Annotated in this window: 10 protein-coding genes; all 10 read left to right on the top strand. The window is 31.4% G+C overall.

What is annotated here, in order from left to right; all coding sequences use genetic code 11:
- The coding region (locus LX78_RS06840) for an RHS repeat protein (protein ID WP_281267907.1) at positions 1-1791 on the top strand (1791 nt) is incomplete at its 5' end.
- A 13-nt stretch (positions 1792-1804) separates the two neighbouring features.
- Positions 1805-2200, top strand: coding sequence for a hypothetical protein (locus tag LX78_RS06835; RefSeq protein ID WP_109681889.1), 396 nt, complete (start codon positions 1805-1807; stop codon positions 2198-2200).
- 696 nt (positions 2201-2896) lie between these two features.
- The gene (locus LX78_RS14810; RefSeq protein ID WP_170109811.1) at positions 2897-3037 is read left to right on the top strand and encodes a hypothetical protein; all 141 of its coding nucleotides are present in this window, start codon (positions 2897-2899) and stop codon (positions 3035-3037) included.
- A gap of 354 nt (positions 3038-3391) precedes the next feature.
- On the top strand, positions 3392-6823 hold the full coding sequence (locus LX78_RS06830; protein ID WP_109681888.1) for an RHS repeat domain-containing protein: 3432 nt from the start codon (positions 3392-3394) through the stop codon (positions 6821-6823).
- Position 6824: 1 nt separating this feature from the next.
- The gene (locus LX78_RS06825) at positions 6825-11495 is read left to right on the top strand and encodes a DUF6443 domain-containing protein (protein ID WP_109681887.1); all 4671 of its coding nucleotides are present in this window, start codon (positions 6825-6827) and stop codon (positions 11493-11495) included.
- 10 nt (positions 11496-11505) lie between these two features.
- Complete coding sequence (locus LX78_RS06820) at positions 11506-11949, top strand: hypothetical protein (RefSeq protein WP_109681886.1); 444 nt, start codon at positions 11506-11508, stop codon at positions 11947-11949.
- Between the two features lie 434 nt (positions 11950-12383).
- Positions 12384-13088: a hypothetical protein gene (locus LX78_RS06815; protein WP_109681885.1), complete on the top strand. Its 705-nt coding sequence runs from the start codon at positions 12384-12386 to the stop codon at positions 13086-13088.
- 2 nt (positions 13089-13090) lie between these two features.
- Positions 13091-13447 carry a hypothetical protein gene (locus LX78_RS06810; RefSeq protein ID WP_146192547.1) on the top strand — a complete coding sequence of 119 codons (357 nt, stop codon included), beginning with the start codon at positions 13091-13093 and terminating at the stop codon, positions 13445-13447.
- Positions 13448-13472: 25 nt separating this feature from the next.
- Positions 13473-13901 carry a hypothetical protein gene (locus tag LX78_RS06805; protein ID WP_146192546.1) on the top strand — a complete coding sequence of 143 codons (429 nt, stop codon included), beginning with the start codon at positions 13473-13475 and terminating at the stop codon, positions 13899-13901.
- On the top strand, positions 13901-15166 hold the full coding sequence (locus LX78_RS06800; protein ID WP_109681882.1) for a hypothetical protein: 1266 nt from the start codon (positions 13901-13903) through the stop codon (positions 15164-15166). The genes LX78_RS06805 and LX78_RS06800 overlap by 1 nt, the downstream gene beginning before the upstream one ends.
- Positions 15167-15176 lie beyond the last annotated feature (10 nt).

Raw genomic sequence — 15176 nt, 5'->3', positions numbered from 1 at the left:
TATAATCATTTAAACTTACCAACCAAAGTCGTGTTTTATGCACCAAATGGCATAAATAGTCCAGACATTACACAAGGATTAATAGAGTATGTTTATGATGCAGTTGGGGTTAAACTTTCAAAAATTGTTAGCTCATCAGGGCCAGTTATTACTACCACACCAACAACAACTTACTATGCAGGCAATTATATTTATGAAGAAACTCTCACAGGAGAAGAACTAAAATTCTTCAATCATCCAGAAGGATATGTAGAACCAAACAGTTTAGGAAGTTTTGATTATATTTACCAATACAAAGACCATTTAGGTAATATTAGATTGAGTTATAATAAGGGTAGTTTTCAATCGTTAATTGAAAGTGCTTTTTATGAAGAATATGATGGCTGGGGCTATAATGGAGGGACAGCCAATGGCTATATTGTACTAGAATCAGGCAGATTAAAAGTAAATGTTACAAATGCATATAATGGGGCAACTATTGAAATAGGAGACTCATTCAACCCTGGTGACCAAATAGACATTAGAGTTGATATTGATAAAGACCTAACAGATAAAATCTATATTGTTGTACAAGAAAGAAATTCAAATGGTAATGTACTTGCAATTTATAATATGAATAACAACTTGTTAACAGGAAGTCATAATTTTACACACACTGTAGTTGCAGGTGAGAAGTTGAATTTAAAAATAGCAAAAAGTAATACGGATACTAATCATGCAACACATTTTTATATCGACAATGTTTATGCTTCAACAGGAGAACCAGATATTGTAGAAGAAAACAACTATTATCCTTTTGGACTTAAACATGAGGGTTATGGTGCACCAACAGTTGGTGTTGACCATAAGTATGGTTTTGGTGGTAAAGAAGAACAAGATGAAATGGAATTGAATATGTTAGATTTTGGAGCAAGAATGTATGACCCTGCTATTGGGCGTTGGCATGTTACGGATAATTTAAGCGAATTATATTTCAGTAATTCTACTTATGTATATGCTCTTAATACTCCATTGCAAGCAATAGACCCAGATGGAAATGTAGTTATTTTTATAAACGGAAATCATAAAGGAGAAGGAGCAACAGGCTATGAAGAATGGAGAAAAGGGACGTCTAGTTATAATTTCAATGGAGTTTCAACTTATTGGAGAAATAATGGAAGGTTTTTCGATGATGAAGTACAATTACAGTTGAGAGATTATAGCTCTCCCATATATAGAGATGGCTCTGCTGGAGGTTTCTTTGGTGTTTCTTCAGATAATCCTATTGGTGTAAATATGGCAGCTGGAAGAATTCGTAACGGTTTTGCACAAGGTAATCGTGATGCAAAAACAATCATTGCAAATTTGAAAAGAGATAAAACAACTGGGGAAATTATAGAAACTATTAAGATAATTACTCATAGTATGGGTGGTGCTTATGGGAAAGGATATGTAAAAGCATTGAAGAAGTATATTAGTACATTACCAATTGAGCAACAAAGACAAATAAGAATAACTCTTGTGGCAGATTTTGACCCCCATCAAGCTGGAAGTTTGACTGCAGACCCGAATATTCATACACAACAATATACTCATAAGAATGGTAAAGGTAGAAAGGATTCGGATAGATTAGGTTGGTTAGCTAATCAGCGTCAAAATGGTTTAAGCGATAGTAACTATTTTGAAGATGAAAATGAAGCGGCACATAGTATATTTACTTTTTTTAACGATATTAGTAATTTACAAGTGGGTACTTACTTTTATGATAAAGAGAATCAAACATGGAATTGTACCTCATGTGGTAACGATTAAAAATAATTGAATTATGATTAAATACTTTTTTGTTCAAAGTGTATTAACTCTTGTCATATTTTTTCTTTGGATAACAATTGGGGACTTCAGTGATGGTGAGGTTGGAATGACACCTTTAAATGTTTTGATTGCAGTGGCACTTCAATTTGTAATTGGTTCAATACTTTTTATCCTACTTAATAAGAGAATCAAAATAAACTATTATGTGGCACTTCTATTGTACCTCATTCTATATGAGGTGGTTTTTTCAGTCTTTACAGGTAGTTTGGCCATTCCTTATTTATTCGATGAAGGGTTTAGTGGAGCAATTTATCGAGGCTATTTTTTTAGTTCAATTATAGCTGGTGTTTTCACTACGTTTATTATTTACCTTTTTTATAATATGAACAAAAATATAACAAAGGCATAGTTCAATATTTTACTACGCAATCACTACTTTAAACCACAGGACGGAGCGTAAAGAAAATGTTTTATAAACATTTTAAATGAAAGAGCCAGCTGTCGTTAGGGAGTCCCCAATATTAGTTTTAAACAGCAATCTTTAATCGGGTTGCTGTTGTGCTTTTAACTTCTAAGACATTTAACAAACTGAATCAAACCATATAGCCATTAGTATTAGAAATTCTTCATTTCCTTAATATACAATTTATGTTTTTGTATATGTAAAATCAAAGTTTTAAATTTGCTACTAGCTTCAGCTCGAAAGAGTTGGAGCTTTTTTTGTTGGTCTAATTTAGGGTGTTAGATTAGGTGGTTTTTTTCTGTCCTATTTTAAGAAAAACATAGTGAATACCTTGCGTGGTAAAGGTTTAAAGCTCATGTCTTAAACTTTATTGTACACTTAATATACATTAGCGAAAACGTTAGGGAAGATGTTTTCTCTGTTAAAATTAGGTTCAGTAGTAACTTGGATATTCAGTTTTGTTTACCGTGTCACAGCACCAATGATAATAAATTTAGTTATTAGCTACTTACTTATACTAAACTTGCTGGATGTTGAAAATCTGATAGATGAATTAATAAAATAAAACCTATATAAATTATGAACAAGAATATATTAATAACGTTGACCTTTTTACTGGTTCTTGTGGGAATGTTTTGGATTATGCCAAATATCAAAGTAGAAATAATTGGAGACTTTTTTGAAAAGTTAATTAAGCCTTTAGGTGTTCCTATATCCATGGCAATAGGATTACGATTTGGATTATTGAAGTATAAAGAGTTTAGTCGTAAAGAGGAACCATAAGCAATCAAAAACCAGTACTTTAAATTACGAAGTATACAATATTGAGAATTATCTTTAAAATAGGTGTTTGTTTTGCTTTTAACTACTAAGCCATTTTACAACTAAGACTTCTAACTTATTTCTTTAGTAGTTTTTACTACTCCATGATGTTAAAAACATTTATTTACAACTTCTTAATGGCCATTCCCAAATAGAAATATTTTACACAATTACGGCTTTCCCATAAAAACTTCAAGCCAACACCTTACTAAAAGCAAGGCTAGATTTTCTCCTAAAGAGATATGCATAGGTATATTGTCATTCAATAATATCTCAACGTTGAATACATTTTCTTACTCATTAATATTTTAGATTATGATCAGACTACATTTACGCTTTATCGGTTTATTTAGCTTTTGTTTAATTTCTTATAATTGCTTTTCGCAGCAGCAACCAGAATACCCTTCACCAAATTTAAATTTTAATCCAACTAAATTAAATTCTGAAATTCTTTCCCCACAAGTTGCTTCATTTCAAGAATATAAAATGTTGCCCGTTAATTTATATACAGGAAAAGTTGATGTTACAATACCTATCTATGAAATACAATCTGGAGGCATCAGTGTGCCAATAAGTATTTCATATAACACAGGTGGAATAAAAGTTGACCAAGAGTCATCTTCTGTTGGACTTGGTTGGGTTTTAAATGCAGGCGGTAGTATTTATAGAAAAATAAATGACATTCCAGATAATCAAATAGATATTGGAACATTTGTAGAATATGATTGGGATGTTGTTCCGGCTGCTTATCCAATTCTTCAATCGGTAGGGTTTAATAGAAAATATGATTTTAAAAAGGGAAAAAAGGATTGGACCTATTTTGAGTATGGAAGTGGTAATTATTATTGTGATGCAATGATATCTGAAAGACTCGAAGGGGAAGGATCTGCTCCGGCTGATTTTAATAATGGTGTTGGTTATGGTGGAGAAGATGGAGGTTACAATTCTGCTAGCACAGCTGGAAATAACATTGATAGTGTTCATTCAGATTTAGCTCCAGATGTGTTTATAGCAAATGCACCAGGTTTAAGTACTAATTTTACTGCATTACGAGATACTAATACTTTTTTAAGTGGTTCCTATGGTTTTAATAATGCCACATTTAAAGGAGAAACTTTAGACCACTCTGGAGTTTTAGTCAATAATATGTTACTTGATATTAGAACACAACTAGGTTTTGGGTTTTTTGAAAGTATTTTAGATCCATCTCAAATGTCTGATGCATTGGAATTTAGAAAGAGATCTAATAGGATTAGGGATTTTTATGAATTTAATTTGACGAATACTAATGGGTTAGAATATACATTTGACAAGGAAGATTATACAGAAAGTTTTACTTATTCTGACAATTATTTCGATAACAATAATATATACGACCGAATTAAAATAGGATATAACTATTATAATAAATCTATCAATGCATGGAATTTATCTAAAATCAAAAACCCAGATACCTATTCTGAAATAAACTTTATATATGATGAATATTCCAAATCTACTCCAAAGCTAAATAGATATGTCGAATCAAATTATGAAGTTTCAGCTTTTCAGGGAGATTTTATGTATGATAATACGAATGGCTGCACTTGCTTAACAAACCCTAATTATTTTATTGACGGCCAATCACAGCCACATGAAGGACCAATTAATAATGTTTCAAAACATCCGAAGCTTCATCGTTTAAATAGAATAGTTTTTGATGAAGGAGTAGTAGAATTTATATATGGTTATGCACGAATAGATGATTTGGAAGAAAGAGCTTTAACTCAAATCATTGTCAAAGATTATAACAATGTAATTATTAAAAAAATTAGATTGGATTATACTTATTTTCAATCTAAAGAGAATTGTTCACAAGCAGAGTGCTATAGATTAAGATTAGATGCCATTCATTACTTTTCTCCAGATGACACATTATTAAATTCACATTCATTTGAGTATAATTATGAAAACAAACTTCCTAAGAGAGGATCAGTACAACAGGATTATTTAGGTTACTATAATAATAATGGTGTAAGTGGTGTTGGAAATAGTTACACAAAACCAAAATTATATTATTATAAAAATTCAGGAAGTAATTCTATACTCCCTTTCCCTTTATCTAATAAGCCTGTTGATATTACCATTAATGGGCCGCTTAACATGGAGCCTAATTCATATTCCAAGTCGGGATCTTTAAAGAGGATTAATTATCCCACAGGAGGGTACTCTGAATTTGAATATGAAAATCACACATTTTATTTTGATGGAGCAGAATATTTAGCCGGAGGACTACGTATAAAAAAACAAATTATTAGTAATAGTGAGGGTAGCGTTAGAGAATTTGTTTATCAATACAAGAAGGACAATGGCACTTCATCAGGAACCATTAATAATATTCCCGTATTTGCATATCCAAAGTATTTTACATTAAGCCCATTTAATATCCAAGAGTTTACTGTTTACGACATGAATAAAGCAAACTTAGCTTTAACTAATAATAGTTTTGTAGGATACTCTCAAGTTAAACAGCAGGAAATTGGTAATGGCTCGATAGCTTATAAATTTACTTCACCATCGGATTTTCCTGCACAGTTTAATACTAGAACTGCTCTTAATGGATTATATAATCCAGGTACATATGGTCCAGATGGTAACCCAGGAAACTATAGTTATAATTGCGTTAATAAATTTATGCAAAACAGTGCTTTCTCTTTAGATTATTTTAAAGATATAGATTTTAAAAGGGGGAAACTTAAAAGCAAAATTATAAAGAATGAAAATAGTCAAAACCAGCTTAAAGAAATTTATGAGTATAGTACAAACCAATTTGGAACAATTAATCTAATTAGTAAACTAAGGTTTACACCAACAAAAAAAACAACGGGTATGTATACGTTCTCTCATGCCATTTTAAATAATTCTCAATTTGTTTATGCAAGAGATTTAACCACAAAAAAAACGACTACGGAATATCTAGTTGGAGGAAATAAAGTCACATCAGAATTTTATTATTACGATAATGATTTACCATTATTAAATCGCCATAAGATCGAAGATAATGTAAGTACAATAGAGACTAGAACGTATTACCCATTTGATTCAGAAGTTAGTAGTTTGTCTTTTATGAATGAATTAGTGTCTGCCAATAAATTATATGAACCTATAAAAAGTGAAGTGTTTAAGGACTACCTATTACTCTCTACTAATTTAATTAACTACGATAATTTTAATTCAAGTTTTAATGCTCATTACATGCCTAAGAGTTTATCTGCGTCTAAAGCTGATAGCCCTTTAATAGAGGAAGGATCTATGGTGGATCGTAGAGATAACAAAGGGAATATTGAACAATATACTAGAGAAGATGGAGTTTCCGTGACTACTATATGGGGTTATAAATCTAATCATCCAATTGCTATACTAGAAGGAGTAGAATATACGGAAGCTCATGGTTGGTTATATTTTGATACTGGTTATACTTTCTACGATATAACAACACTTTCTAATAGTGATATAGACTCAACTACCGAACAAGAATTAAGAGATTTGTTAGATGTTTTGCGTTTAAACATATCTCAGCATACTTCTGGAAAAGCATTCATAACAACATATACTTATAATCCTTTAATAGGGATGACCAGCTTCACTGACCCACGTGGTAAGACTACTTATTATGAGTATGATGAATTTAATAGATTGAAACACATTAAAGACCATGATGGGAATATTTTAGAAAAAACAGAGTATAATTATAAAAACGAATATTAATATGAAAAATATAGCTTTAATTTTAATGTTAGTTTTAAATTCTACGATTGCTTTAGCTCAAGAAAATATACAACCAGAACCAGAAGCTTGCATGTTTGGAGAAACTTTATGGTATCCAGATAATGATGGAGATGGATACGGTGGTACTCATAATCCAATTTGTGCTGTAGACCAGCCTAGCGGATATGTTGAAAACTCAGATGACTGTAATGATTTTGATCCAACTCTAACAAATACTGGATATATCCAATATCGAGATCAAGACGGAGATGGCCTTGGCGATCCAGATAGTTCTATCGTCGCATGTAATAACTGGGGTGGGTATGTCTTGAACAACAATGACCAGTGTCCTGATGTATATGGAGAATACAATGGCTGTCCTAATATTACCCTAAATGAAAACTATTTATATACAACAAAATATCTTTTGGCCACTCAAAATGGTGAAGTTGAAGATGATGATAAAATTGAATCAATTACCTATTATGATGGTTTAGGTCGTGCTAAACAGTCTATAACCAAACAAGCAGGAGGTAATAAAGAAGCCATTATTGTTCCCATGGTCTATGATGATTTTGGAAGACAATCACAACAGTATTTACCCTATGCAAGAGAAAGTGTTTCTAGTCTATACATACAAAACCCAACGGATATTTTAAATCAAATTGATGCCCAATATCAAATGAAGTTTCCTGAAGATTTGGACAATACTCTTAACCCTTATAGTCAGAAAGTATTTGAAGAATCTCCACTAAATAGAGTAACTGAACAAGCAAGTCCTGGAAGTGATTGGGCCGTTGGAAATGGTCATACAATCAAGTTTGAATACAAAACAAATACATTTGATGCAACAAACCCTACAAATCCTTTAAAAGATAACGTAAAGATCTTTTCAGTGCTTCATCCAGAAGATAATACGGAACAAACTGAGTTAGTCTTTAATGGTTATTACCCAACTACTGCATTATACAAAACTGTGACTAAGGATGAAAATTGGACGTCTAGCAAAAACCATACGAATGAAGAGTATAAAAATAAACAAGGACAAGTTATTTTAAAAAGAACTTACAATGATAATGAGGCACTTGACACCTATTATGTATACGATGATTTTGGTAATTTAACATATGTCCTTTCACCCGAAGCTTCTTATCAAATTATAGATGAAGGTGCAATTGGTTTTCGCATTGCTTCGCAAACTAATTACCCATGGACAGATTTAGTATTAGTGGATCAAGTGTTTGCAGAAGAATATAATAAAAAATTAGACGAGTATGAGAATAGTGAAATTTTAAACACAGATTTAATTAATGAATATGGAGCTCAAGGTGGTTTTACTATTAGTACTCATGCCAATCAAGATCTAGTTACTTTAAGTATTACTTTTTCAACAACTGCACCTTTTGAGCTAAAGCAAGGCCAATTAGCATCTTTAAAAAACTACGGTAATTATAAGGATACTGAACTAGGTAGTATTAGTGGAGATGATTTTCAATATATTTTTCTAATTAAAAATAATAATATCATTATTGAAAAATTAGGGAAAGGAGATGGAAAACTAACAAGTGTGAACCAATTATTTAATAGTAATATAAAGCTTTCCTATACACAAAATTATCCTTGGACAGCATACACAGATGTAGATCCTAAATTTGCTTCAGATTATGAAAAGCAATTAGATGCTTATCCTAATAGTGATATTTTAGGAATAAATATTCCAAATGAATATGGAGGTCAAGGTGGTCTTAATATTACTATTGATGAATATGACAATGTGCTTTTTACTTTTAATAGTTCAACAACAACACCTTTAAAGTTAAAACGAGGATTAGTAATCCCATTAAATGCAAAACGTAAAATAGATGACAGAGATAATTTTGAAACTTTTCTAGGCTACACACTATCTATAAAAGACAATAACTTGCATATTGCAGGAAAACAGTCTCTTAATTCCTTTATTCGTACCTGTGGGACTCCAGTGCCAACAATTCCCCCAGCAACAGTTGAAGGTTTATGTTATATTTATCATTATGATTATAAAAACCGACTGATTGAGAAGAAAATTCCTGGAAAAGATTGGGAATACATTGTGTATGACCAAATGGATAGACCGGTACTTATCCAAGATGCTAATTTAAGATTAGAAAATAAGTGGTTATTTACAAAATACGATGCTTCTTCAAGAGTGGTTTATACAGGGGAGCATGTATTTACACCAACAGGGTTTTTAAGCAATTCAGGAAGATTGGAATTACAAGAAGCTATTAAACTACAAAGTGTTTTTAATGAAGTTAGAAATTCTACAGGAACATCAATAGATGGAACATCCCTTTTTTATAGTCAAAATGTTATACCTAATACAGATATTGAATTACATTCAATAAATTATTATGATGACTACGATGCAATTAATCTTGATCCAGCTTTAGCTTATCAAAATAGTTATAATCAATCACTTTCAGATAATAACAAAACATTTCCAACAGTAAATAAGGTTCGCGTTTTACAAACAAACGATTGGATAACCTCGGCTAACTATTATGATACTAAAGCAAGACCTATTTTTTCAGTCAGTAAAAATGATTATTTAAGCACGATAGATTGGAGTAAAACAGAATTAGACTTTGTAGGGAAAGCATTAGAAATAACAACACAACATCAAAAAACAGGACAAACGACTATTACAACAATAGATAAATTTACCTATGACCATGCCCTTAGGCTTCTAACTCAAACTCAAACTATAAATGGTGCTCCTCCAGAACTTATTTTAAACAACCATTATGATGAATTTGGACGGTTAACAAGCAAAAATGTTGGTGGTTCAGTCGCTAGTATTGCAGAAGATTCTAATGGCTTACAAACGGTAGATTTTGGTTATAACATTCGTGGCTGGCTTAAAACTATTAATAATGGTAATACTATAGGAAACGACCTTTTTGGCTTCGAATTAAAATATAATAATACAACAACTGGAATCCCTTTATATAATGGAAACATAAGCGAAACTCATTGGCAAACAGCTAACGATCATAATCCAAGAAGTTATGATTACGGTTATGATGCCTTAAACCGAATTTTAACAGCCAACTATCACGGGAATTATGCTCTAATTAATAATCCGAATGAGTTTGAAAATTTTAGTATTAGTAATATTAACTACGATAGAAATGGTAATATTTTTAACTTACAACGTTATGGTACTATAGGCACTACTATTCCTAAAACAGATATTATCGACCAATTACAGTACAATTACGAACCAAAAAGCAATAAACTTTTAAGTGTAGTTGATACAGGTCATAAGAAAGAAGGATTCATAGATAGAAATGTTTTTGATAATGATTTTGAGTATGATAGTAATGGAAATATGACAAAAGATAAAAATAAAAATATCTTAGAAATTTCCTATAACTATTTGAATTTACCCACAGAAATTGTGTTTGATAATAATGACGACGATATTATAGATGGTTCAATAGAGTATATTTATGATGCTTCTGGTGTAAAGTTAGAGAAAAAAGTATCTAACGGTTCATTTGATACATACACTAGATACGCTGGGAAATATATTTATGAAGAAACAAATTCTATTGAAGATTTAAAATTTTTCAATCAACCAGAAGGTTATGTAGAAAAAAATAGTTCTGGAATTTTTGAGTATATTTACCAATATAAAGACCACTTAGGTAATATCAGGTTGAGCTATAAAAATATCGGCACCAGTACAACTCCTGTATTACAAATACAAGAAGAGAACAACTACTATCCTTTTGGACTGAAACATAAAGGGTATAATAACGTTGTTAATGGTACAGACCATAAGTATGGCTTTGGTGGTAAAGAAGAAAATGACGAACTTGGTCTTGAATGGTTGGATTTTTCTGCTCGTAATTACGATGCGGCATTAGGTAGATGGATGAATATTGACCCGTTGGCAGAAATGATGAGAAGACACTCGCCATATAACTATGCTTTTAATAATCCGTTAAGGTTTACAGACCCAGATGGTATGTCTCCCGATGATGTGATTATTTCTGGAAATGAAAAACAGGCAGCATTTAATGATTTACAAAAATCAGTTAGTAATGAATTGACACTATCAATGGATTCTAAGGGTAAGGTAGGTTATACACAAAATTCAACTGGCAAACTATCTTCAGATGCACAGAAACTTGTGGATGCAGTTGATGACAGTTCGGTAGTTGTTAATTTAAAGGCAGAAAACACAAGTAAAACTTCAAGTGGTAATGATTATGTTGGCGGAGCCTTTATGGGTAATACAGTAAGCACAGATGCAAGTGGAAATAATACAGTCGTTGCTAATCAAGAAATTAATCCAACTGTATTACAAAAGTTTGGCGATGCAAATGGTAAATCTGGATATGGAACTTTACATGAGGTTACTGAATCTTATGAAGGAGGTAAAATATCACAAGCTTCTGGTGTTTCAGCACAACCAAAATATGAAGGAGTTCCTAACCCAGCATACGATTCTGCCCATTATATTGAATCAGTTAAACAACCAGGTATTATTAGAGCAAACTATTATGCACCTAGTTCGTCTAACCGAGTTATGTTTTTGCAACCTAAAGGTGTTAAGTTGTCTGGTCCATCGGGTGCTTCTCATGTCGAATATACGTCCAATGGAAAAGTAATAGCAACTAAATAAGAAATCAAATATGAAAAAAACAATATATTTAATTATTTTAATATTAGGTATTATTTCATGTAAAAGTCAGAAAAATAATAAGGTAGAAAAACCTTTAAAAATTGATTTGTCGAGTGAAATCCTTGCTAAAGTTTATAAGATTGATTCTATAAATAATTATTACTTAATATATGTCTCCAATGAAAAACTCAATTATAAAATAATATCAGAGAAAGTTTCACACGAGAATTGTAATAAGGTTGTTTTAGATTCTTTATACTCTTTTAGAGTTGAAAGTTTATTATTAACTCGACCAAGAGCTAGCGAAGGCGTAGAACTTCCTGTGAATTATTCAGATTTTGAAAAATGTATTGATGTTCCTAATAACACTAAAATTTGTACAGAAGTTGGGATTCGGGATATATGTAAGTCAAAAAACCTTTTAGGATTATGTTATAGAATAATCAATCAGTAAAAGGTCTAATTGAAACTCACTACTTTAAACTACAGGGCGGAACGTAAAGAAAATGTTTTGTAAACATTCATAATATTAAACCAGAACAAACAGTACCCAATATTGGGTTTAAACAGCAATCTTTAATCGGGTTGCTGTTTTGCTTTTAACTTCTAAGCCATTTAATAACCTGAATCAAACCAAGAACTATTAACACAATTAAATTACCAACTAAAGATATAACCAAACCAATAACACCCATGGTCTCACTAAATGATGATGATTTATGTTTTTATATTAAATAACCTTTTAAAAGACAATCTATTTGTAAGCCTAAACCTTACTTTAAGTAAGGTACAATGTTGTTAAAATAAATTTTTCAAGCTTATATTGTGGATTATTTCCCATATCAAATGAAAACTTATTTTTCGATCTATAAATGCCTTTTTATTTTAATGGTTTTGGCTTTTACAGGCTGTAAAACCATTTCTGTTCAAGACAATCAATATCAAACAGCAAAAGAGCAAATTGTTCTAGGTAGTATTGGTCAAGATGCTAATTACTTGTTAGAACAACATTATAGTAGCTCGGCAATTCCTAATTACATAACGCCAATTAAAGTGCAAGCTACAGCAGTACCTTTTAATAAATCTTCTTATAAAAGTTTTCAGCAAGCCCAGCCCTTTCAAACCACTAAGGTTCAAATTAAATATGTAGATTCATTAGAGTTAAAACCAAGTTTTATAAATCTGGAGATCGTAGATCAAGTAGGTTTAATCACTTTGTTAAACGATAAGACAAATGCAGATATTAAAGAGTATTTGGTAAATCAAACCGAGTCTCATATTGTTACATATATTTCTATGGCTTTTCCAGAAAATATATTAAAAGACCTTCAAGATGCTGAAGAAGTTTTTATAGAGCCTTCAGGAAAAAAATCGATTGCCTTGCATCTTTATAAAGAAAAAGAACTAATTAAAATTGTAAATTTCTTCGAAGGAGTTGTTTTTGCATACAAAACAGCCAGTTGCTGTTGGAAAGAAAACGACAAATATCAATTAGAAATTGTTGATTTAGTGGATGCCAACGACAATTGCCCAAATAAAAGTTATCTATCTGCACAAAATGCAAAAAAAGAAATTAATTATTATAAGTTTTAAGAATGAGAAAATCGATTTTTAGTTATTGTTTAATTATTTTATGTATGTCCTGTAGCGATGTGGTTTTAGTGGATGATATTTCTGGAGAAAATATACGTGTTTTAGCTCCAACGGATGGCGCCTTATTAAATGAAAACATCGTGACTTTCACTTGGGAACAAGTGGAAGATGCTGAGTGGTATGCCATACAAATAGCCAAGCCTAATTTTGCAGAAGCCCTGCAAATTGTAACAGATTCCACAATTATCGGTTTAAATTTTACGAAGGTGTTAGAATTAGGGGAATACCAATGGCGAGTAAGAGGAGAAAATTCAGAGTATCATACAGGGTATTCTACACAAAGCTTTGCCATTGAATAAAAAGTCTAAAACATACCTGCTTATTATGGCTGTTTTAAGCATTTGGGGAACTATTGCTTATAAATTCTTTTCAACTTACAATCCTGTAGCTCCTGCATTAGATAAACAAACTACAGTTATGGCGTTTAAGCCACTAACAAAAAAAACAGACACATTCACGATTCAGCAGTTACAAAGAGACCCTTTTTTAGGTACCATAAAGAGAAAACCTTCAACCACTAATAAAGGTGTTTCTAAAAAACCAAAGGACACCATTCAAATCCCACAAATGACATATTTGGGTTTATTGAAAATACAGAAATCTAACGATCAAATATTTGCACTGAATATCAATGGAGAACAATTTCTGGTCAAAAAGGGGCAAACAGTTGAAAAGATTAAAATCATCCAAGCCGACTCTCGAAAAATGGTTGTTAGATTTCAAAACAAGACAATCACATTACCCATCCAGTAATGAAACTCAAAAAAATAAAAGCTGGAGCTTTGCAATCTACCCTATTTATTTCGGTAGTGATTGCCATTTTATTATCTGCTTTTATCCTACTCATTCAATTACATAAAAGATTCGATATTCAAACAGAATTCATTCAAGAAACTGTTGAAAATGCTAATGATGGTGTAAACTATGCTTTGTTTAATAATGTAGCTCTAAAGGATTCTGTATTAGTAAATCTTAATGATGAAGATTATAAATCCATCAAAATTTATAGAGATTATTGGGGTGTTTTTGAGACAGTGACATCAGTTTCAAAGATAAAAACAAATCGCATAGAAAAAGTAGCATTCATTGGAGGAATACAGCCTAAAGATAACAGATTAGCACTTTATTTAGAAGACCAAAACAAACCTTTGGTTTTAGTAGGTCATACAAAAATTGCTGGTGTCGCTTATCTACCTCAGCAAGGCGTGAAACCAGGAAATATTGCAGGTCATTCCTACTATGGAACAGATTTAATCTACGGTCAAAAAAGGACAAGTAATTTACTTCCAAAATTGGTATCAGATTTTTATAACACCCTAACAAGTCTAAACCTAGAAAGTAACAATGAATTTATCGATATAAGTAGGAATAGAAACGTCTCTAATTCTTTTTTAAAGCCTGTTAAAACAATCTTTAGTAATAATGACATCTATTTATCTCTAATCAAATTAACAGGTCATATACAGGTTATTTCTAAGACCAAAATTATAGTTGAGGCATCTTCACAATTGAAAGATGTGGTTTTAATAGCTCCAGAAATAGAAATAAAGAATAAGGTGAATGGTATATTTCAATCTCTAGCAACAAATAAAATAACTGTTGGAGAGAATTGTACACTAAACTATCCATCTGCATTAATTCTTAAAACCAAAAAACCGATTCAGGGTCCTGGAACAGAGAATGAAAATAGCCTTTCTGAAATACGAATAGGAGAGGGAAGTATCATAAAAGGTCTTGTTGTTTATCATGGTGATGCAACAAAAAACAACCACAAAGCTCAGTTAATTATTGAGGAAAATGCCTTTGTCCAAGGTGAAGCATATTGCAATTTAAATTTAGAATTAAAAGGGACGGTTCAAGGGTCTGTATTTGCATCCAATTTTATTGCAAATCAATCAGGATCTATCTATCAAAATCACATTTACAATGGAAATATTATCAGTGACGATTTACCTATTCAATATGTTGGATTAACATTTGAAGATTCTAAAAAAGGTGTAATGAAATGGTTATACTAAAAAAGTTAAA

The organism is Xanthomarina spongicola (assembly GCF_003148645.1).
GTDB classification, from domain to species: Bacteria; Bacteroidota; Bacteroidia; order Flavobacteriales; family Flavobacteriaceae; genus Xanthomarina; species Xanthomarina spongicola.
The sequence above is the reverse complement of the archived record's forward strand: the minus strand, read 5'-3'. Positions and strand labels throughout refer to the sequence as shown.